19 protein-coding genes are annotated in these 21,544 nt (G+C 39.2%); 13 read left to right on the top strand and 6 right to left on the bottom strand.

Translation table 11 applies throughout. The features are described from left to right. Positions 1-51: 51 nt before the first annotated feature. Entirely contained in the window at positions 52-534 is a 483-nt protein-coding gene (locus BTO22_RS03175) for a zinc ribbon-containing protein (RefSeq protein ID WP_105054241.1), read from the bottom strand. A gap of 167 nt (positions 535-701) precedes the next feature. On the opposite strand from BTO22_RS03175, the gene leuS reads away from it, so the two are divergent. The 12 genes from leuS to lipA all read left to right on the top strand — a co-directional run bounded on the left by leuS (position 702) and on the right by lipA (position 13,427). Continuing rightward, positions 702-3,278, top strand: coding sequence for a leucine--tRNA ligase (gene leuS, locus BTO22_RS03170; protein WP_105054240.1), 2,577 nt, complete (start codon positions 702-704; stop codon positions 3,276-3,278). A 254-nt stretch (positions 3,279-3,532) separates the two neighbouring features. Then, the gene (locus BTO22_RS03165; protein ID WP_172795098.1) at positions 3,533-4,093 is read left to right on the top strand and encodes an LPS-assembly lipoprotein LptE; all 561 of its coding nucleotides are present in this window, start codon (positions 3,533-3,535) and stop codon (positions 4,091-4,093) included. A gap of 2 nt (positions 4,094-4,095) precedes the next feature. Continuing rightward, positions 4,096-5,130 (top strand): DNA polymerase III subunit delta, encoded by a 1,035-nt coding sequence (gene holA, locus BTO22_RS03160; RefSeq protein ID WP_105054239.1) that lies wholly within the window; start codon positions 4,096-4,098, stop codon positions 5,128-5,130. Positions 5,131-5,182: 52 nt separating this feature from the next. Next, positions 5,183-5,500, top strand: a complete 318-nt coding sequence (gene rsfS, locus BTO22_RS03155; protein ID WP_181044551.1) for a ribosome silencing factor — start codon at positions 5,183-5,185, stop codon at positions 5,498-5,500. A gap of 4 nt (positions 5,501-5,504) precedes the next feature. Beyond that, a complete protein-coding gene (gene rlmH / locus BTO22_RS03150; protein WP_045101495.1) occupies positions 5,505-5,975 on the top strand; it encodes a 23S rRNA (pseudouridine(1915)-N(3))-methyltransferase RlmH in 471 nt (156 codons plus the stop codon). Positions 5,976-5,977: 2 nt separating this feature from the next. Continuing rightward, on the top strand, positions 5,978-7,855 hold the full coding sequence (gene mrdA, locus BTO22_RS03145) for a penicillin-binding protein 2 (RefSeq protein WP_105054238.1): 1,878 nt from the start codon (positions 5,978-5,980) through the stop codon (positions 7,853-7,855). After that, complete coding sequence (gene rodA, locus BTO22_RS03140; RefSeq protein ID WP_105054237.1) at positions 7,855-8,976, top strand: rod shape-determining protein RodA; 1,122 nt, start codon at positions 7,855-7,857, stop codon at positions 8,974-8,976. The genes mrdA and rodA overlap by 1 nt, the downstream gene beginning before the upstream one ends. Continuing rightward, positions 8,976-9,782 carry a septal ring lytic transglycosylase RlpA family protein gene (locus BTO22_RS03135; protein WP_105054236.1) on the top strand — a complete coding sequence of 269 codons (807 nt, stop codon included), beginning with the start codon at positions 8,976-8,978 and terminating at the stop codon, positions 9,780-9,782. The genes rodA and BTO22_RS03135 overlap by 1 nt, the downstream gene beginning before the upstream one ends. A 260-nt stretch (positions 9,783-10,042) precedes the next feature. Beyond that, positions 10,043-11,218 carry a serine hydrolase gene (locus BTO22_RS03130; protein WP_105054235.1) on the top strand — a complete coding sequence of 392 codons (1,176 nt, stop codon included), beginning with the start codon at positions 10,043-10,045 and terminating at the stop codon, positions 11,216-11,218. Positions 11,219-11,373: 155 nt separating this feature from the next. Beyond that, entirely contained in the window at positions 11,374-11,643 is a 270-nt protein-coding gene (gene ybeD, locus BTO22_RS03125; RefSeq protein ID WP_105054234.1) for a DUF493 family protein YbeD, read from the top strand. Between the two features lie 139 nt (positions 11,644-11,782). Continuing rightward, positions 11,783-12,469, top strand: a complete 687-nt coding sequence (gene lipB, locus BTO22_RS03120; RefSeq protein WP_181044550.1) for a lipoyl(octanoyl) transferase LipB — start codon at positions 11,783-11,785, stop codon at positions 12,467-12,469. Next, positions 12,462-13,427, top strand: coding sequence for a lipoyl synthase (gene lipA / locus BTO22_RS03115; protein WP_061005116.1), 966 nt, complete (start codon positions 12,462-12,464; stop codon positions 13,425-13,427). The genes lipB and lipA overlap by 8 nt, the downstream gene beginning before the upstream one ends. Positions 13,428-13,517: 90 nt before the next feature. On the opposite strand, the gene BTO22_RS03110 is transcribed toward lipA, so the two are convergent. From BTO22_RS03110 to BTO22_RS03090, 5 genes are all read right to left on the bottom strand, one after another. Further along, a complete protein-coding gene (locus tag BTO22_RS03110) occupies positions 13,518-14,774 on the bottom strand; it encodes a glutamate-5-semialdehyde dehydrogenase (RefSeq protein WP_181044549.1) in 1,257 nt (418 codons plus the stop codon). A gap of 15 nt (positions 14,775-14,789) precedes the next feature. Next, the gene (gene proB / locus BTO22_RS03105) at positions 14,790-15,899 is read right to left on the bottom strand and encodes a glutamate 5-kinase (RefSeq protein WP_105054233.1); all 1,110 of its coding nucleotides are present in this window, start codon (positions 15,897-15,899) and stop codon (positions 14,790-14,792) included. A 164-nt stretch (positions 15,900-16,063) separates the two neighbouring features. After that, positions 16,064-17,305, bottom strand: a complete 1,242-nt coding sequence (frsA, locus tag BTO22_RS03100; protein ID WP_105054232.1) for an esterase FrsA — start codon at positions 17,303-17,305, stop codon at positions 16,064-16,066. A gap of 143 nt (positions 17,306-17,448) precedes the next feature. Continuing rightward, a complete protein-coding gene (gpt, locus tag BTO22_RS03095) occupies positions 17,449-17,907 on the bottom strand; it encodes a xanthine phosphoribosyltransferase (RefSeq protein ID WP_045101484.1) in 459 nt (152 codons plus the stop codon). 37 nt (positions 17,908-17,944) lie between these two features. Continuing rightward, positions 17,945-19,237, bottom strand: coding sequence for an NCS2 family permease (locus BTO22_RS03090; protein ID WP_105054231.1), 1,293 nt, complete (start codon positions 19,235-19,237; stop codon positions 17,945-17,947). An 825-nt stretch (positions 19,238-20,062) separates the two neighbouring features. On the opposite strand from BTO22_RS03090, the gene BTO22_RS03085 reads away from it, so the two are divergent. Further along, the gene (locus BTO22_RS03085; protein WP_105054230.1) at positions 20,063-21,517 is read left to right on the top strand and encodes an aminoacyl-histidine dipeptidase; all 1,455 of its coding nucleotides are present in this window, start codon (positions 20,063-20,065) and stop codon (positions 21,515-21,517) included. Positions 21,518-21,544 lie beyond the last annotated feature (27 nt).

Below are 21,544 nucleotides of genomic sequence, written 5' to 3'. Positions count from 1 at the left end.
TCTGTATATCATCTTGAGATACAGACCTTCTCTCTTTTAAATAGTGGAGAACTATGGTTTCAATGACACACGCGTAAACGCTTCATTTTCACAATGTGTGCATGGTTGAATAATTTGAGCATGATTAAATTGCTCACGGTGACCACATTTTTCACACACTAAAATACCTAAACCGACAACTTCACCTGCTTGATAAACACCTTGATGCTCTATATCATCAAACACCTCTTTCCATTCCACTTGTGTTTTGTCGGTTATTTCAAGTAACCCATGCCAAACTGAATCTGCAATTAATCGGTAAAAAGGAGAATCAGGAAACGTTGTTTTACTCTCCTCATAGCTTTGCGCAAACTCCTTAATATCTCTTCTTACATAACTCGATATTAATTCCAATTCGTCTTTCGTCATATCAGAGGCCGCTTCAATGACTTCTTCTGATGATTTAGCCCAATGCTGAAATTCTTCAGGACTTCTTTCCAATACGTTCATCACACGCTCAAAGACAGCGTTATAACCTGTTTTTTGCTTAGACATAAGTCACCTCCAAGAATTCGCTAGATTTATTATAGCGAAGAGTGAGTTAAAGGTTATCAGGTCGCTTGAGTATAAGCGCTCCATTAGTTATTCTATGCTGATCAAGTATTATCTGATCAAACCGATCTCACAAATTTTGTGATCCACTGACATAACTGGGTAAATCGATGCAAGAACAATATAATCCACAGGATCTTGAACAAAAGATCCAAAAACATTGGGACGACAACAAAACATTTGTTGTAACTGAAGACGCAAGCAAAGAAAAATTCTATTGCCTCTCAATGTTCCCATACCCAAGTGGTCGTCTACACATGGGTCACGTTCGTAACTACACCATTGGTGACGTAGTTTCTCGTTATCAGCGCCTTCAAGGCAAAAACGTAATGCAACCTATCGGTTGGGATGCGTTTGGTCTTCCTGCTGAGAATGCGGCTGTTAAAAACAACACAGCACCAGCACCTTGGACTTACGAAAACATCGAATACATGAAAAACCAGCTTAAGCTATTAGGCTTTGGTTACGATTGGAATCGTGAGTTCGCAACATGTACGCCTGAGTACTACCGTTGGGAACAAGAGTTCTTCACAAAACTGTACAACAAAGGCCTAGTTTACAAGAAAACCTCTTCTGTAAACTGGTGTCCTAATGACCAAACTGTTCTTGCAAACGAACAAGTTGAAGACGGTTGTTGTTGGCGTTGTGATACCCCTGTTGAACAAAAAAAGATTCCACAGTGGTTCATTAAAATCACCGAATACGCACAAGAACTTCTTGACGATCTAGATAACCTTGATGGTTGGCCTGAAATGGTTAAAACCATGCAACGTAACTGGATTGGTCGTTCTGAAGGCGTTGAGCTATCTTTTGCTGTTAACGGCGAAGAAGCACCTTTAGAAGTATATACCACACGTCCAGATACGCTAATGGGCGTGACTTACGTTGCTATCGCAGCTGGTCACCCTCTTGCAGAAAAAGCAGCAGCAACAAACCCAGAGTTATTTGCTTTCAATGAAGAATGTCGCAATACCAAAGTTGCTGAAGCTGAACTAGCAACAATGGAAAAGAAAGGCATGGATACCGGCTTAACGGCAATTCATCCTCTTAATGGCCGTGTTGTTCCTGTTTTTGTCGCTAACTTTGTACTAATGGACTACGGCACAGGTGCGGTAATGGCGGTTCCTGCTCACGATCAACGTGACTATGAATTTGCAACTAAATACAGCATCGACATCATCCCTGTAATCAAGCCTGAAGATGGTTCTGATGTTGACGTATCTGAAGCCGCTTACACTGAAAAAGGCGTTCTGTTTGATTCAGGTGAATTCGACGGTCTTGCTTTCCAAGAAGCGTTTGATGCTATTGCTGCGAAATTAGAAGCAGAAGGTAAAGGCAAGAAAACAGTAAACTTCCGTCTACGTGACTGGGGTGTTTCTCGTCAACGTTACTGGGGCGCTCCAATCCCAATGGTAACAACTGAAGATGGTGAAGTTCACCCAGTGCCTGCAGATCAATTACCAGTTATTCTTCCTGAAGATGTAGTAATGGATGGCGTAACTAGCCCTATCAAAGCCGATAAAGAATGGGCGAAAACCACATTCAATGGCGAGCCAGCACTTCGTGAAACAGATACCTTTGATACCTTCATGGAATCATCTTGGTACTATGCACGTTACTGTTCACCACAAGCTGACGATATTCTAGACCCAGAAAAAGCAAACTACTGGTTACCAGTAGACCAGTACGTTGGTGGTATTGAACATGCATGTATGCACCTTCTTTACTCTCGCTTCTTCCACAAGCTTCTACGTGATGCGGGCTATGTAAACTCTGATGAACCATTCAAGCAACTTTTATGTCAAGGTATGGTACTTGCAGATGCATTTAGCCACACTAATGAAAAAGGCACAAAAGAGTGGATCGCACCAACAGATGTAACGATTGAGCGTGACGCAAAAGGTCGCATCGAGAAAGCAATCGACAACCAAGGCCGTAACGTTGACCACTCAGGCATGATCAAAATGTCTAAGTCTAAAAACAACGGTATTGACCCTCAAGAGATGGTTGATAAATTTGGTGCAGATACCGTTCGTCTATTCATGATGTTTGCAGCGCCTGCTGATATGACACTTGAATGGCAAGAATCAGGTGTTGAAGGCGCAAGTCGCTTCCTAAAACGTGTATGGAAATTAGTTCACGAGCACACAACAAAAGGTGCAACTGAAGCGTTAGATATTGCAGCTCTTTCTGGTGACCAAAAAGCACTACGCCGAGATGTTCACAAAACCATTGCAAAAGTAAGTGATGATATTGGCCGTCGCCAAACATTCAACACTGCGATTGCTGCAATCATGGAATTGATGAACAAACTAAATAAAGCACCTCAAGAATCAGCACAAGACCGTGCCCTTCTTGATGAAGCATTAAAAGCGGTTGTTGTAATGCTTTACCCAATGACTCCACACGCAAGCTTTGCAATGTGGGATGCATTAGGTGAATCAAATATCGATACAGCGGCATGGCCAACATTTGATGAAAAAGCACTTGTTGAAGATGAAAAAACTATCGTTGTTATGATTAACGGTAAATTGCGTGCAAAACTGATTGTTGCTGCTGATGCAACAGAAGAGCAAGTTAAAGAGCTTGGTCTAAAAGATGAAAACGCAATTAAATTCTTAGATGGTTTAACTATCCGTAAAGTTATCTATGTACCGGGCAAACTATTAAACATTGTAGCTAACTAATTTTACCAATTTACTGGTTTATTAATTAGCAGCAAAAAAGTAATTTGAACCTTTTTTCTAATTACTTTTCTATTTAAAACATAAGCGGAATTATCCGCTTATGTTTATTTAAGTGTTTTATCTTATGCAAGATATCGCATTACCTATAGAATAATTAAATAAACATTTTTATCACCATTTGAGGGAGTTACTCGGTGAAACGACTTTTATCTCTATTTTCTCTTCGTACAACAATTGTATTAACTCTATCACTCATGATCTCTGCATGTGGTTTTCATCTACGTGGAAATTACCTTCTTCCTGAAGAATTGCACGAAATATCACTAACCAGTTTTGACCAATACAGTGATTTAACCCGTAACGTACAAAAACAACTTAGAATGAATGGGATCAGCCAAGTTGCTCCAACAACCGTTACACCTAGCTTGAACTTAATTAGTGAAAGTATCAGTGAAAGAACGCTCTCTCTTTATCAAAACAGTCGCGCTGCTGAATTAGAATTAACCTACACTGTTAGTTATAGCGTACTTATTCCTGAGCATGACATCAAAGCCTACACAACAACCGTAAACCGTAATTACCTTGATAACCCATTAACTGCATTGGCAAAATCAGTTGAACGAGACATGATTGAAGATGAAATGCGCACTCAAGCTGCAGAGCAAATCTTACGTCAAATGGCTCGCCTGAAAGCTGATGATAATGATGAAACAGTGCTAGATGACACCATTACGAACGCTGATAAATCCGAAACAACAGTAGCAACAAAAGAAGTCATTAAAACAATGAACTCATCAGCAGACAACGCACAATAACGATGAGAATATTCCCAGAACAATTAGTGCAAAATTTAGAACGTGGTTTACGTCAATGCTATCTTTTATTTGGTAATGAACCACTTCTAAAACAAGAATGTCTTGATCAAATTCGTCAATGCAGCCAAAAGCACGGCTTCGAAGAAAAACACCAATTTGTATTAGATAAACAACTTGATTGGAATGTAATCTTCGATTGCACTCAAGCCTTAAGCTTATTTTCATCTCGACAAGTATTAGAGTTAACCATTCCAGATACAGGGTTAACTACTGCACATACCAGTAAAATAAAAGAACTGGTACCAGCTCTTCACGATGATATTTTATTAGTCGTTCAAGGGCCAAGAGTTAATAAAGCTCAAGAAAATAGCCAGTGGTTTAAAGCATTAGTTCAGCTTGGTTTGTTTGTTCCTTGTAATACGCCCGATAATCAACAGCTACCTCGTTTTATTCAACAGCGTTGTAAAAAGCTAAAATTACAACCAGATGCAGAGGCAATACAAATGCTTGCTCAATGGCATGAAGGTAACCTACTTGCCCTTGCACAAAGTTTAGATAAGTTAGCTCTTTTATACCCTGACGGCTTACTAACTTTAATTCGTATTGAAGAAGCGCTAAATAGAAATAATCATTTCACACCTTTTCAATTAGTTGACACTTTACTGTCAGGTCAAGCAAAACGAGCACAAAGGATCCTTCGTCAATTAGAGAGCGAAGGTACTGAAATGGTGATTCTTTTAAGAACATTGCAAAAAGAACTCTTTGTATTACAGAACTTTCAACAAGCAATCACTCAAGGTGAAGCTATATTTACTGTTTTTGACCGCCATAAAGTTTGGCAAAACCGCCGTGCTTTGTACCAAGCTGCCTTGCAACGTTTATCAATGGTGCAAATACAACATTTAATTCGCTCACTAGCGAGAATGGAAATTGCGACAAAAACAGATTTTGATACTAATTGTTGGCCACAACTTAGCCAATTGACATTAGACATGTGTAATATTCACATTTCAGTGACACCCAACTTCTCTCATTAACCGAGTTTCACTGATATACTCCTTATAAATAACCCATTTCTAGGTGATTACTTTGCAAGATAAAGAACTGCATGATTTTCTGTTCAACCACGTTGATGATATGAAAGCTGAAAACATCATAACTCTTGATGTTCGTGACAAATCAAGCATTACCGATTTTATGATTGTATGTACAGGCACATCAAAACGCCATGTAAGCGCCATTGCTTCTAATGTTTCAGATAAAGTAAGAGAAGTGGGTTTAATGCCATACGGTGTTGACGGCGAAGCTGAAGGTGAATGGGTTGTTGTTGATATGGGTGACGTCATGATTCATATCTTACAAGAAGAACATCGCGAGCTATATCAACTAGAAAAATTATGGAGCTAATTCTTTGAAACTTCAATTAATTGCTGTTGGTACTAAAATGCCAAAATGGGTTGAAGAAGGCTATAAAGAATATAGTCGTCGATTCCCAAAAGACATGCCTCTTGAACTTATAGAAATCACTGCTGGTAAGCGTGGAAAAAATGCTGATATCGCACGCATTCTTCAAAAAGAAGGGGAAGCGATGCTTGCTGCTGTCCCAAAAGGAAATCGTATCGTCACTTTAGATATTCCAGGTAAACGTTGGGATACTGAACAACTTGCTGAACAGTTAGAAGTATGGAAACTGGATGCCCGTGACGTGTCTATATTGATTGGTGGCCCTGAAGGATTATCTCCAGCATGTAAGGCTGCAGCTGAACAAAGTTGGTCCCTATCTCCTTTAACACTGCCTCACCCTCTTGTTCGTGTTGTTATGGCTGAAAGCCTATATCGAGCATGGAGCATTACAGCCAATCACCCTTACCATAGAGAATAGAGTTGATTAAACGCAAACGTACACAAATTCGTGATTATCACGCCGAAACGAGATTATTTGCTTCCCGCGCAATAGTCTCGTTTGCGGGGATCATTGCGCTTATTGGTCTGCTATTGACCAATTTGTACAATATTCAAATCAATGAATTTCAAGATTATAAAACACGCTCAAATGATAACAGAATCAAAATTGTCCCTATTGCACCTAATCGAGGACTTATTTTTGACCGTAATCACGTTCCTTTAGCGGAAAACCGCCCTGTTTTTAATTTAGAAATCAGCCCAGACAAAGTAAAAAACTTACCTTTATTATTCACAGAATTGCAAAAAATCCTACCAATTACTCAAGATAATATTGATGATTTCCAAAAAGAACGTCGCCGCACTCGCCGTTTTAAATCTGTTCCTATTTTATCTCAACTAACTCAAGAGCAAGTGGCTGTCTTTGCGGTTAATCAACACAAATATTCAGGCGCTGAAGTCAAAGCTTATCTAAAACGTTTTTATCCCTATGGTAAAACCTTTACTCATGTACTTGGCTATGTTGCTAAGATTAATGACCGCGATCTCGCTCGTTTAGCTCGTGAAGAAAAAGACGCGAATTATCAGGCTACTCGTGATATCGGCAAACTAGGTATTGAACGTTATTATGAAGACGTTCTTCACGGCACTGCTGGCTATCAAGAAGTCGAGGTTAACAGCCGTGGTCGTGTTGTTCGTACTCTTAAATATGTACCGCCGATCCCTGGTAAAAACATCGTATTAAACCTGGATATTGAATTACAACAATTTGTTGAAAAACAACTTGATGGTCGACGTGGTGCTGCGATTGTTTTAGAACCAAATACAAGTGCGGTATTAGCTATGGTCTCTAGTCCAAGTTATGATCCCAACTTATTTGTACATGGTATTTCAAGTAAAAACTACAATGCCTTATTAAATGACATAGATCGTCCATTAGTTAACCGAGCAACCCTTGGTATATACCCACCCGCATCAACAGTAAAACCGTTTATTGCAGTATCGGCATTAGAAGATAAAATTGTCACCCCAATGACGACGCGTAACGACCCTGGTTATTGGCGTATTCCAAACTCAAAAACCCGACCATTTCGAGACTGGAAACGTTGGGGACATGGCACTGTTAATTTAAAACAGGCCATTGAAGAATCCGTTGATACTTTCTTCTATCAAATCGCTTTTGATATGGGAATTGACCGTTTATCTGCATGGATGATGAAATTTGGCTTTGGCGATTACACCGGCATTGATATTCATGAAGAAAGTAAAGCGAACATGCCTACTCGTGATTGGAAGGTCGCTCGTTTCCGTACCCCTTGGTATCAAGGAGATACAATCCCAGTTGGTATAGGTCAAGGTTATTGGACAGCAACACCAATGCAAATAGCTAAAGCAACGTCAGTACTGGTGAATCACGGAAAGGTCCAAGCTCCGCATTTATTAAAAGCAATCGTTAGTAATAATGCCGAAACGCCATTTGAACCAGAGCCATACCCTCCAATTCAAGGAATTAGAGACAGCTATTGGCAATTGGCTATAGATGGTATGATTCTAGTAAACAATGGTCCGAAAGGTACCGCAAGACGTATTTTTGCTGGTACGCCTTATGTCAGTGCAGGGAAATCAGGTTCATCTCAAGTATTTGGCTTAAATGGTCAAGAATATAATGCAGACGAGATTGCTGAACGCTTACGAGATCATGCTTTATTCACTGGCTTTGCTCCTGCAAAAGATCCAAAAGTCATCATTTCACTCGTTCTAGAAAACGGGGGTGGCGGTTCAACACAAGGTGGACCAATTGCACGTAGTGTATTTGACCATGTACTGCTTCCGAATTCAGAAGAGGTAAGTAAAAAATAATGAGAGTAGATATCGCATCAGGAAAGAACCGAGATTTTTTTCACCGTATTCACATCGACTTACCATTGCTATTAGGCATTTTATTATTAATGGCTTGCGCCCTTGTCATTATGTACAGTGCCAGTGGTCAAAGCTTATTGATGATGGATAAACAAGCGATGCGTATGCTTCTCTCATTAGGCGTCATGTTTGTATTAGCCCAAATATCTCCCAGAGCATATGAGGGTGCAGCTCCTTACTTATTTACTATTGGTATTGTTTTATTATTAGGCGTTCTCTTTTTTGGTGAAGCATCTAAAGGTGCTCAACGATGGCTTAACCTTGGATTTATCCGCTTTCAGCCTTCGGAATTAATAAAACTCGCGGTCCCTTTGATGGTCGCAAGATATATTGGCAACAAACCACTACCACCAAGCGTTAAAACTCTTTTTTGTGCTTTATTAATGGTATTTGTTCCAACAATTATGATTGCTAAACAACCAGATTTGGGCACCTCAATACTGATTGCCGCTTCTGGTATTTTTGTTATTTTCTTGGCAGGGATCAGTTGGAAAATAATCTGTGCAGCAGGGGTGGCCGTTGGTGGTTTTATCCCTATTTTATGGTTCTTCTTAATGCGTCCCTATCAAAAAGTAAGGGTACAAACATTATTTAACCCAGAATCAGACCCACTTGGGGCTGGATACCATATTATCCAATCAAAAATTGCAATTGGTTCAGGAGGCCTAGTTGGTAAAGGATGGTTACATGGAACGCAATCTCAATTAGAGTTTATTCCTGAGCGCCATACCGATTTCATCTTTGCCGTCATAGCTGAGGAATGGGGCTTAATTGGGGTTATGGCTTTACTCTCCATTTATTTATTCATCATTGGCCGTGGTTTATTCTTAGCAAGCCAAGCGCAAACTGCTTTTGGTCGAATGATGTCAGGCAGTATCGTATTAAGCTTCTTTGTTTATATTTTCGTAAATATAGGCATGGTAAGCGGCATTCTTCCCGTTGTTGGCGTCCCACTTCCATTAGTCAGTTACGGCGGAACCTCAATGGTAACTCTAATGGCAGGTTTTGGTATTCTGATGTCAATTCATACACATAGAAAAGTTCACTCAAAGGCTAATTAATGCGCATTTTTTTACTCGCACTGACTCTTGTATTAGCAGGCTGTGCTTCTGAGCCTCCAGTAAATAAAGATGAACCGAATACTGGTCGCTATCAAATAGATAGTGATATAGCTCCTCATGTACCTATTTCCGTTGAACACATTGAAGATGCTCATCCTCGTTATGAGCCGAAAAGTTTATACGGCAATAAAGATTACACTTTATTAGGTAAAGACTATCCAATAGTTAAAGAGCCAAAAGGCTTTACTCAAGAAGGAAAAAGCTCTTGGTATGGTAAAAAATTTCATGGGCACAAAACATCAAATGGTGAAGTATATGATATGTACTCAATGAGTGCCGCTCACAAAACACTGCCCATTCCAAGCTATGTAAAGGTAATCAATAAAGACAATGGCAAAACTGCAATTGTTCGCGTTAATGATCGTGGGCCTTTTCATGAAGGTCGCATTATTGATTTAAGTTTTGCGGCAGCAACAAAGTTAGATGTCATAAAAACAGGCACAGCGAACGTAAAAATTGAATATATCTCAGTTGATAAACCTAAAAATGCCCATGAGTGGCATGCAATAGACCCAAACCAGTATTACATTCAAATGGTTGCATTAAAAAGTGAAGATGGTGCAAAAAAGGCAGCCGAAAAACTACAAAAGCAATTCAATAGTCCAACAAATATTGTGAAATCCAACTCTGTTTACCGTGTACGTTTAGGTCCATTTTTAGATCGTGATATTGCAGACTCAACACTATTAGACGTCAAGAATAGTAGCTACATTTCTGCATTTATAATTCAAGAACTTAAAAAATAGCCCTCTTGAATGTCAACGTTAAGTAAATATTGTAACTGGATATCATATAAAATTTAGAAAGACAGCATTAATTGAACTAGTTTAAATTAGCATTGTCTTTATATAACAATAAGATATCCTTTAAGTAAAACGTACGTCTATGAATTTTTATTAGCTTTCCTTTCATAGAAAATCAGTTATTTAATTACACATCTGGTCATGATATTCAAATCTGCTATTATGTATTCAGTTTCACTACCTCACAGTGCAAAGTTATTATTATGAAAAATTCAGCGAAACAGTTAAAACGAATCATTTTATCGAGCTTAATTCTTGGCTCAACCGTTGCCGTTGCGGCACCTGCAGTTATCCCGAATGCACCTCAAATTGCAGCAAAGGGTTACGTACTAATGGATTACCATTCAGGAAAAGTTCTTGCCGAAAAGAACATGAATGAACGTATGAATCCAGCAAGTTTAACGAAGATGATGACAAGTTATGTTATCGGTCAAGAAATTGAGAGTGGTAATATCTCAATGGATGACGATGTTGTTATCAGTAAAAATGCATGGGCCAAGAACTTCCCAGGCTCATCAAAAATGTTCATCGAAGTCGGCAGTACAATTAAAGTACGTGACTTAAACCAAGGTATTATTGTTCAATCAGGTAACGATGCTTGTGTTGCTATGGCTGAACACGTTGCTGGATCTGAAGATGCTTTTGTTGATCTAATGAATGCTTGGGGTAAAACTCTAAAACTTGAAAATACACACTTTGGTAATGTTCATGGTTTAGATAGCAAAGACCTATATTCCACTCCTTATGATATGGCACTTATTGGCCAAGCTTTAATCCGTGACGTACCTGAAGAATACCGTGTTTATTCTCAAAAATCATACACCTACAATGGTATTACACAATATAACCGTAATGGCTTATTGTGGGATAAAAGTATGAATGTTGATGGTATCAAAACAGGTCATACTGATGGCGCAGGTTACAACCTAGTAAGTTCTGCCACTGAAGGGAAAATGCGTTTAGTTGCCGTAGTTATGGGCACTAAATCTGGTAATGCTCGTAAAGCAGAGAGCAAAAAGCTGCTTAATTACGGCTTCCGATTCTTTGAAACAGTTTCTCCACACAAAGCAAACGAAACCTTCGTTACTGAAAAAGTATGGATGGGTAGCACTGATGAAGTTGCTCTAGGTGTTGCTGAAGATACTTATGTAACTCTTCCTCGTGGTCAAGCTAAGAAAATGACAGCAAGCTTTGTCCTAGAAAAAACGCTTGAAGCTCCTATTTACAAAGGTGATGTTGTTGGTAAACTTTTCTACCAAGTTGATGGTGAAGATATTGCTGAGTACCCATTACTAGCTCTACATGATGTAGAAGAAGGTGGTATCTTTAGCCGTCTGATTGATTACATTGTTTTAATGTTTAAAGGTTGGTTAAGCTAAATTCTAGCTAACTAATTGATTAAAGCGGCTTCGGTCGCTTTTTTTATATCCGATTTTTAGTGATATAAGCTCGATAACTGATAACTCTTGTTATCTGACTTAGGTCACAGTAAAATTGCTCTCTAATATTTATCCACTCTCGATTGGAGACGGTTATGCAAGAGCAACCAAAGCTAAAAGATCTTCTTGAATTCCCATGTAACTTTACTTATAAAGCCGTTGGCCTTGCTCATGAAGACCTTCCTGTACTTGTACTTGAAGTAATTCAACGTCATGCACCTGGTGATTACACACCACAAGTAAAAGCAAGTGGCAAAGGTAACTACAACTCTGTATCTGTAAGCATTACAGCAACATCGATTGAACAAGTAGAAACACTATATAAAGAGCTAGCAGAAATCGAAATGGTTCGCATGGTTCTTTAATATACTTGGTAGGTAATAACCCGCTCTATTTAGCAGAAAATATTGCCTACCATTTTTAACTTTTGATATACCCCTACATTTCTTATCTATTCCTTCCTTTCTATCCTTGCTATCATTGGCGTAAATTTTCAAATCAAGTGTGATCCTATTGAACAAGCGTCTAGTAGTTAAAAACCTTGGCCGACAAGATTATGAGCCGGTATGGAAGGCAATGCATACTTTTACTGATGAACGCGATGAAAATACGTGTGATGAAGTTTGGTTAGTAGAGCATAATCCTGTATTTACACAGGGACAGGCAGGCAAAGAAGAACACGTTCTTGCCGCTGGTAATATTCCAATTGTCAAAAGCGATCGAGGTGGGCAAGTAACCTACCACGGTCCTGGTCAGCTAGTCGCTTATGTATTGATCAATTTACGCCGAAAAAATATCGGCGTTCGAGAACTCGTCACTCATATTGAAAATACAGTGATTAACACCTTGGGGCAATTTAATATTATCTCAGCAGCACGACCTGATGCTCCGGGCGTGTATGTTGATAATAAAAAAATCTGCTCGCTTGGTCTGCGTATCCGTAAAGGTTGCTCCTTCCATGGATTAGCACTAAACGTGAATATGGATTTATCTCCTTTCCTTCGTATTAACCCTTGCGGATATGCAGGAATGGAAATGATACAACTACACGATTTACTAAAAGAAAATGATACAGTAGAGAATAAAGCAGAACACGTTGAAGATGTTCATCCTCTATTAATTAAACAATTAACAACATTACTTGATTACACTGATATTGAGTACATAACGGAAAGCAGCCATCATGAGTAAGCCAATTCAAATGGAAAAAGGCGTGAAATACCGCGATGCCGACAAAATGGCATTAATTCCAGTTAAAAATATGCCAACCGAGAAAAAAGAAGTATTACGCAAGCCTGAATGGATGAAAATTAAACTTCCGTCAAGCAGCAAACGTATTGATGAAATCAAATCTGCAATGCGTAAAAATAACCTTCATTCTGTATGTGAAGAAGCTTCTTGCCCTAACCTAGCAGAATGTTTTAACCACGGTACAGCTACCTTTATGATCTTAGGTGCAATTTGTACTCGTCGTTGCCCTTTCTGCGATGTTGCTCATGGCCGCCCAGTGACTCCTGAAGCAGAAGAGCCGAAGAAGTTGGCAAAAACGATTCAAGACATGAAACTGAAATATGTTGTAATCACTTCTGTAGACCGTGATGATTTACGTGATGGTGGTGCACAGCATTTTTCTGATTGTAACCGTGAAATTCGTGAATTAAACCCTGAGATCCGTATTGAAACACTAGTACCTGATTTCCGTGGCCGAATGGATCGTGCATTAGATGCTATGCATGGCAACCCACCAGATGTGTTTAACCACAACTTAGAAACTGCACCGCGTTTATATCGTAAAGTGCGACCTGGTGCCAATTACCAATGGTCACTTGATCTATTGAAGAAATTCAAAGAACAGCATCCCACAGTACCAACAAAGTCTGGTGTTATGATGGGGCTAGGTGAGACAAAAGAAGAGATTGTTCAAGTACTAAAAGACTTACGAGCTCATGGTGTAACGATGTTAACACTAGGTCAATATTTAGCACCAAGTCGCCACCACTTACCTGTTGAACGTTACGTTCCACCTGCTGAGTTTGATGAACTAAAAGAAATCGCACTTGAGCTTGGGTTTACTCATGCCGCTTGTGGACCCTTTGTTCGTTCTTCTTACCATGCAGATCTTCAAGCAAAAGGCGAAGAAGTTAAATAGGGTCTAGGGTCTAGGGTCTGGATAATAAAAAAGGTTGACGTTTTGGCGTCAACCTTTTTATTTATTTGCTAGATGCTAATTGAAGAAAGATTAACTACGGATTAGATAATCCGCTTTACCTACCCATTTATAGCTTGTTAGCTCTTCTAAGCCCATAGGACCGCGAGCATGAAGCTTCTGAGTAGATACAGCAACTTCTGCACCTAAACCAAACTGAGCGCCATCAGTAAAGCGTGTTGACGCATTCACATACACAGCAGCAGAACCAGCTGTATTAATGAATTTCTCTGCCGACTCAATATTATTTGTTAAGATCGTATCTGAATGGCTCGCATTATGTGTTTGCATGTGCGCTGCAGCTTCATTTACATCAGCAACTACTTTTACGCCTAACGTATAACTTAACCATTCAGTATCAAAGTCACCGTCTTGCGCTTCACGTAGTGACACGCCTTTACACTCTTTCAGTAACGAATAAGCTTTTGGTTCAGCAACTAATTCAACACGACCGGCCATCTTATTTGCTAACAATACTAAGAATTGTGGAGCCACAGCTTCATGAACTAACAATGTATCAAGCGCATTACATGCAGATGGGCGTTGTGCTTTTGAATTATCAACAACCGCTAATGCTCTTTCTAAATCAGCACTGTCATCAACAAACGCATGACTAATACCAAAGCCACCAATGATCACTGGAATAGAGCTGTTTTCTTTACACATTTTATGTAAACCAGCACCACCACGTGGAATAATCATATCTACATAATCATCAAGACGCAGTAATTCAGAAACTAATTCACGATCTGGTTTCTCAATATATTGTACTGACGCAGCTGGTAAACCTGCTTTTTCAAGAGCGACTTGAATCACCTTAACTAACTCCATATTAGAAAAGAACGTCTCTTTACCACCACGGAGAATACTCGCATTACCTGTTTTTAAACATAACGAAGCGATATCGATCGTCACATTTGGACGTGCTTCATAAATTACGCCAATAACACCAATTGGTACACGGCGACGCGAAAGCGACATACCGTTTTCAAGCATTTTGCTGTCAATTTCACTGCCAACAGGATCATTCAAATTAATCACATTACGAACGTCGTTAGCAATAGCGATTAAACGCTCTTCTGTTAGTAATAAACGATCTTGCATTGCATCTGAAATACCCGCTTCTACCGCTGCACTAATATCTTTTGCATTCGCAGCAAGAATCGCTTCTTTGTTCGCTTCAAGTTCATCAGCAATAATCGCTAATGCTTTGTTCTTCTGGGCTGTTGGTACAACCGCTAAATCAAAAGCAGCAGCTTTTGCTGCCTGACCCATATTCGTTAAATTCACACTATAATCCCTTTACTAAATCAGTACTAAATCATCACGGTGGATAGCTACAGGCCCATACTCGTAACCTAATACTGCGTAAATATCCTGACTGTGTTTACCTAAAATCTTATTTAAATCGTCACTTGAGTAACGAGAAATACCACGGGCAATAAGCTCACCTTTAGTATTTACAATCTTAGCAACGCCACCACGGACAAAAGACCCCGAAATAGAGGTAATCCCTTTGCTCAATAAGCTGCTGCCTTTTTGCTGTACCGCATTAACTGCACCGTCATCAATTACGATATTACCATTAGAGGCAGGGCCAGCCAAAATCCAACGCTTACGGCTCTCAAGGGCACATTCAACCGGTAAGAATTTTGTGCCTTGTGGTTTGGAATGCACTACATCACTAATAACATTTTCAGCACTACCAGCAGCAATAACGACTTCAATACCTGCACGGCGTGCAATGTCTGCTGCCTGCAATTTAGTCGCCATGCCACCAGTACCTAAAGTCGTACCACTGCCACCTGCAATCTTACGTAATGTTTCATCAATAGTGTGAACTTCTTTAATCAATTCAGCTTTTGGATCTTTACGCGGATCTGCGGTAAATAGACCAGACTGATCAGTCAACAATAATAATTTATCAGCACCTGCAAGAATCCCCACTAAAGCAGATAGATTATCATTATCACCCACTTTAATTTCATTTGTTGCTACCGCATCGTTCTCATTCACAATAGGAACGATGTTATTTTTAAGTAGTGCTTTAAGCATGTCACGAGCATTCAAGTAACGCTCACGGTCATCTAAATCTGCACGAGTTAACAGCATTTGACCAACATCAACGCCGTAGATTGCAAATAAACTTTGCCATGCTTGAATTAAGCAACTTTGACCAACTGCAGCCAATAACTGCTTGTTGGCCATGGTTTTGGGTAGTTCGGGGTAGTTAAGATGCTCACGACCAGCAGCAATCGCTCCAGATGTAACAACAATAACTTGGTGGCCCAACTTTTTAAGATGAACACATTGGCGAACAAGTTCAACCATATGAGCTCTATCAAGTTTTAATGTGCCACCGGTGAGTACACTTGTACCAAGTTTAACGACTATGGTTTGAGATTGTGTATTCAATTCCCTACTACCTATTTAACTAATAATGTTTTGAGTTACGAAAATATATTCATCGTAACAATAATGGAAAAAACACCCTATTTTTAGCAAGCAAATCAGAACAGTACAAGCCAAAAATACGATTTAATGATATTTCACTTTAATAAGAGAAATAAAATGTCAGATTATTGCTTCATTTCTTCTTTTATCCACTCAATCATCTGATTTAACGCTTCTTCATAACCACTATGCAAGGTCTTACTTTTTAACTCAATACCTTTACCATACTGGCTAAATAAAGCCGCAAGTTTGTTATCTGATTTAGGAGAGACAGGATCATCTTGCAAACCAATCGAAAGAACCGATACTGACGTTTTACGGCCACCAGACAGAAAACCTTGATTCTTTAAAGACCACGCTTGCATTTGGCTAGTTAAGCTATTTATATCAACTACTTGCTTGCCTAATCTAGACGCCAAAATATCCAAGTACATTTTAGGCATTTTCTTCAATTGTGCAGAATTAGATAAAATATGATGGATCGGAGCACCAAGAGCCACACACGCTTTTAATCTATCCGGTTCTAAAAAAGAAAGGCGTAACGCTACATTTCCGCCAAATCGAAATCCCATTACCGCCGCATGAAAACGATCAACCCATGGTATATTCGGTAAATGGTTTAGTACAGCTTGATGTAAACAACTAGAATCTTCCGTTAATGGCCAATGAGAGCTGTGGCCAATCGATGGCATATCCAGCGTTAGCATCGCCATATTATTTGGCGCAAGAAAGTCACGATACAGTCGCCACATATCTGTTTGTAATGAATCCATTCCACCACTAACAATGACAACTGGTAACGGTTTTTCTGTACTTGGTAAGTGCAAATAACAGGTTATTTTTTTGCCCTTATATGGCACTTGAATTTTCTCTATTCGATGAGACGTTTGCTGTGCAGCCATGTCATATGCTTTATTTGCAAGAACCTGAGCTTGCGTTGCTAAATTATCCCCTTTTATATGTGGATAACCAGCGATGCTAAAATATAAGCTGGCTTTAAAGCACTCCTCAGCAGCCTCATCGCCCGTTAATTCTGCTGCTTTTTTTTGATGTTCTGTTCCTGCATGGATCCACTCATAAGCCCAATTACCGGTATGGTAGCCACTGACTGTATCTAACCATTCATCACGAGTTCGATTTTTATCACTGCTTGCTATTCTCGAAAGAATAGATTCCAACTCTATTGGGTCAACCCCCTGCCAAATCCACTGTGGACGACGAAGTTCGCGATACCAACTTCTTTCACCACTTGCAGAAACTTTTTCTAAACTACTTGGAAGATAAGGAACGAGACCTGATGTCTCTAAGGCTTGCTTCTGGTTTTTAAATAACGTTACGGAGAGGTTTTCACTTTCAGATTGAGACATAGCCAACACCAATAATACGAAGGTTCATTGCCTTTACTATATACTGAAAGACCTAAGAGAAATACGCCGTTCACAATAAAATCAAACGCCAAACAAAAAAAATGACCCTACAAGAGAGTCATTTTTTATCAATTTGATTTCAATTACTTTTTACAAATAGGATCTACGTATGTTACCGCCATATCCCATGGTTGCTCAATCCACGTATCTTGTGGAATATCGACAACATAAGCGTCAACTAAATGAATACCTGCAGGTTTAGCACATACTGTTACTAATTTACCTTTAGGGTACATTTCACGTAGTTTAACCGCCGTATCACCACTATCAACTAAATCATCAATGATGATGAAGCCTTCGCCGTCACCTTCCATTGCTTTAACAACCGTCATATCACGCTGATGATCATGATCGTAACTTGAGATACAAACAGTATCAACGTAACGGATATTTAACTCACGAGCTAAAATAGCAGCTGGTACTAGGCCACCACGGCTCACAGCCAAAATACCTTTCCATTGTTCCGCAGGAAGTAACTGTTCAGCAAGCTGACGAGTGTACATCTGCATGTTATCCCAAGTAATTACAAATTTATTAGCCATAATTGACAAAACCTCTAAGTGACACAATCATCAACGACTATGCCGTAAAAATAAATTTCAGCGTGAATAGTGCAGCAAGAACCCAAACACTGATATGAACATCGCGACCTTTACCACTTAATAATTTGATTGCAGCATAAGAGATAAAGCCCAAAGAAATACCATCAGCAATAGAGAAGGTTAAAGGCATAAGCAAGCATACCACAACAACAGGGGCTGCTTCAGTAAGATCTCGCCAATCTATGCTCACAAGACCTGACATCATTAAAATCGCGACATAAAACAATGCACCAGCAGTAGCATAAGCTGGAACCATCCCCGCTAAAGGGGAGAAAAACAAAGCCAAAAGAAATAACACACCAACAACAACTGCAGTTAAACCTGTGCGACCACCAGCGGCGACACCTGCAACACTTTCAATGTATGACGTAGTATTTGATGTACCTAAAAGCGCACCAACAGATGTTGCTGTTGAATCTGCTAATAATGCTTTATTTAAGCGTGGAATATTACCATCTTTATCCATGATCCCTGCTTTTTGAGAAACACCAACTAGCGTTCCAGCAGTATCAAATAAATCGACAAATAAGAAAGCAAAAACAACCGTTAACATACTAAGTTCAAACGCACTAGAAAAGTCTAATTGTAAAAATGTAGGTGCGATACTTGGTGGCATTGACATGATACCGGCATACTGAACATCACCGAAAAGTAGTGAAATAGCCGTTACTGCTAAAATTGCAATCATAACCGCTGCTTTATAACCACGGTGAACCAGTGCAATCGTTAAAAAGAAAGCCAACGCCCCCATTGCAGCAGGGAAACTATTTATATGCCCCATTGAAACAAGTGTTGCTGGGTTATCGACCACGATACCTGAATTTTTTAAGGCAATAAAAGCAAGAAATAAGCCGATACCAGCTGAGATTCCTGTTCGTAGAGAAAGAGGGATTGAATTAATAATCAACTCTCTAATTTTAAACAAACTTAATAGTATGAATAAAACTCCTGACATAAACACAGCAGCTAATGCAACTTGCCATGTATGACCCATACCAAGAACCACGGTATAAGTAAAAAAGGCATTAAGCCCCATACCTGGCGCTTGAGCAATTGGAAAGTTAGCAACAAATCCCATAATAAAACAACCAATGGCAGCAGCAATACAAGTTGCTACAAATACTGCGCCTTTATCCATGCCCGCATCAGCTAAAATTGCTGGGTTAACGAAAATGACATAAGCCATGGTTAAGAAGGTGGTTAACCCTGCAATAATCTCAGTACGAACATCCGTACCGTTTTCTTTTAGTTGAAATAGTTTCTCAAGCATTTGAGTAATTCCTAGCGTTTTTTTGCAATCTAAACGTTTGCGTAATCGATTGGCTGAGGATTATAAAGAGGAATTATATGAATTTCTAGCGATAGTTACCCATTTAATGAGCTTATGGTAAATAAAGTGAATACACTAATTTTAGTTAAGTTATATTTATCATTTAAATCAAACGGATAAATACAATTAAAAAAGAAAAGGATAGAGAAGAAATTATTTAAAGACAAAAAAACGCCACCCAAATGATATGGATGGCGGAGAATATAAATCACCCTAGTTGGGTAAAATAGAATTCCAATTATAGGGGTATTACTTTACGCATAAAACCGAAGTTTTATTAGTAACCAAAGCAAGCTGGGTAAACAAATTGACTTGTGTAAACAGAGCGTTGGTTCCAGAAACTTGAAGAACTTAAAAAAGACATAACATCACCTTATCAATTGACAGTTAAAAACAATAAAATTGATCTCGGTTCCTTGGAGGCGATAAATCGGACTCATCCTTTGAGCATTTACTTCCCGCTATTAAGCAGGTGGAATAACTATATCACCATGAAATTTAATTACAACAAAAACATGACCTAGCTCACACAAAATAACAAATAAGCCTAAATAACACACCGGCAATGTAATTTTGTTACGTAACCGTTTGCGATTAAAGAAATAAAGATATTCTCCCTATGCTTTCATAAAATCTGATAATGTAATTACAATATCAAACAGAGTAATTGACTAAATTCAGGGGTATACTGAGTTAAATTAATAATCAATTGCTCACGTTAATAGAGCATTTCTAAATAAATATTGTTTTAAAAAGGAGATCCTTGTGTCAGAGATCACTCAACTTAGCCCTCAACCACTGTGGCAATTTTTCGACAAAATTTGTTCAATCCCTCACCCTTCTAAATATGAAGAAGCATTAGCTCAATATATTATTGAGTGGGCAACAAATGAAGGTTTAGAGGTTCGTCGTGATCCTACAGGTAATGTCTTCATTAAAAAGCCAGCAACCGAAGGAATGGAAGATCGTAAAGGTGTGGTTCTTCAAGCTCATATAGACATGGTTCCACAGAAAAATGAAGATACAGGCCATGACTTTACTAAAGATCCAATTCAACCTTACATTGATGGAGAATGGGTCACAGCCAAAGGAACTACACTTGGTGCTGATAACGGTATGGGTATGGCTTCTTGTCTTGCTGTATTAGCCTCAAACGAGCTAAAACACGGCCCTCTTGAAGTTTTACTGACTATTGATGAAGAAGCAGGCATGACTGGTGCTTTTGGCTTAGAAGCTGGTTGGTTAGAAGGTGATATCCTTTTAAACACAGATTCAGAGCAAGAAGGTGAGATCTACATGGGTTGTGCTGGTGGTGCTGATGGTGCTATCAAACTAAATATTGAACGTGAAGTATTACCAACAGGCTATGTTACTCGTCAAATTACATTAAAAGGTTTAAAAGGCGGTCACTCTGGCTGTGATATTCACACCGGCCGCGGTAATGCAAATAAGTTACTAGGCCGCTTCCTTGCTGGGCACGCAGCTGAACTTAATTTACGCCTTGTAGAATTCCGTGGCGGTAGCTTACGTAATGCTATTCCTCGAGAAGCATTTGCAACGGTTGCTGTTCCTGCTGAAAACGAAGCTAAGCTATCTAAATTATTCAGTTTTTATACTGAGTTATTAAAAGAAGAATTAGGCCGAGTTGAAACTAATATTGTAACATTCAATGAAGCTGCATCTGCTAAAAATACACTAACGCCAGTAACTCAAGCACGCTTTATTGCTACTCTTAATGCATGTCCAAACGGCGTCATCCGTATGAGCGATGACATTGAAGGTGTCGTTGAAACTTCTTTAAACGTTGGTGTTATTACAACAGATGAAGATTCGATTACTATTCTTTGTCTTATCCGTTCACTAATGGACTCTGGCCGCAGCATGGTTGAAGGAATGCTTACTTCTGTTGCTGAACTGGCTAGTGCACAAGTTACTTTCTCAGGGACTTACCCTGGTTGGAAGCCTGATGCTGATTCTGAAATCATGCATGTTTTCCGTGATGTTTATGAAGGTATCTACGGAAATAAACCAAACATTATGGTTATTCACGCAGGTCTTGAATGTGGTCTATTTAAGAAGCCTTATCCAGAAATGGATATGATTTCATTTGGTCCAACAATCAAATTCCCTCACTCTCCAGATGAGAAAGTGAAAATTGACACGGTTGCTCTTTATTGGGAGCAAATGGTTGCTATCTTAGAGAACATCCCTAAGAAATAATCCATTAGTTGTTAATAAAAAAACGGT

This window comes from Aliivibrio sifiae (assembly GCF_002954705.1).
Classification (GTDB): domain Bacteria; phylum Pseudomonadota; class Gammaproteobacteria; order Enterobacterales; family Vibrionaceae; genus Aliivibrio; species Aliivibrio sifiae_A.
This window is presented reverse-complemented; position numbering and strand designations above follow the sequence as displayed.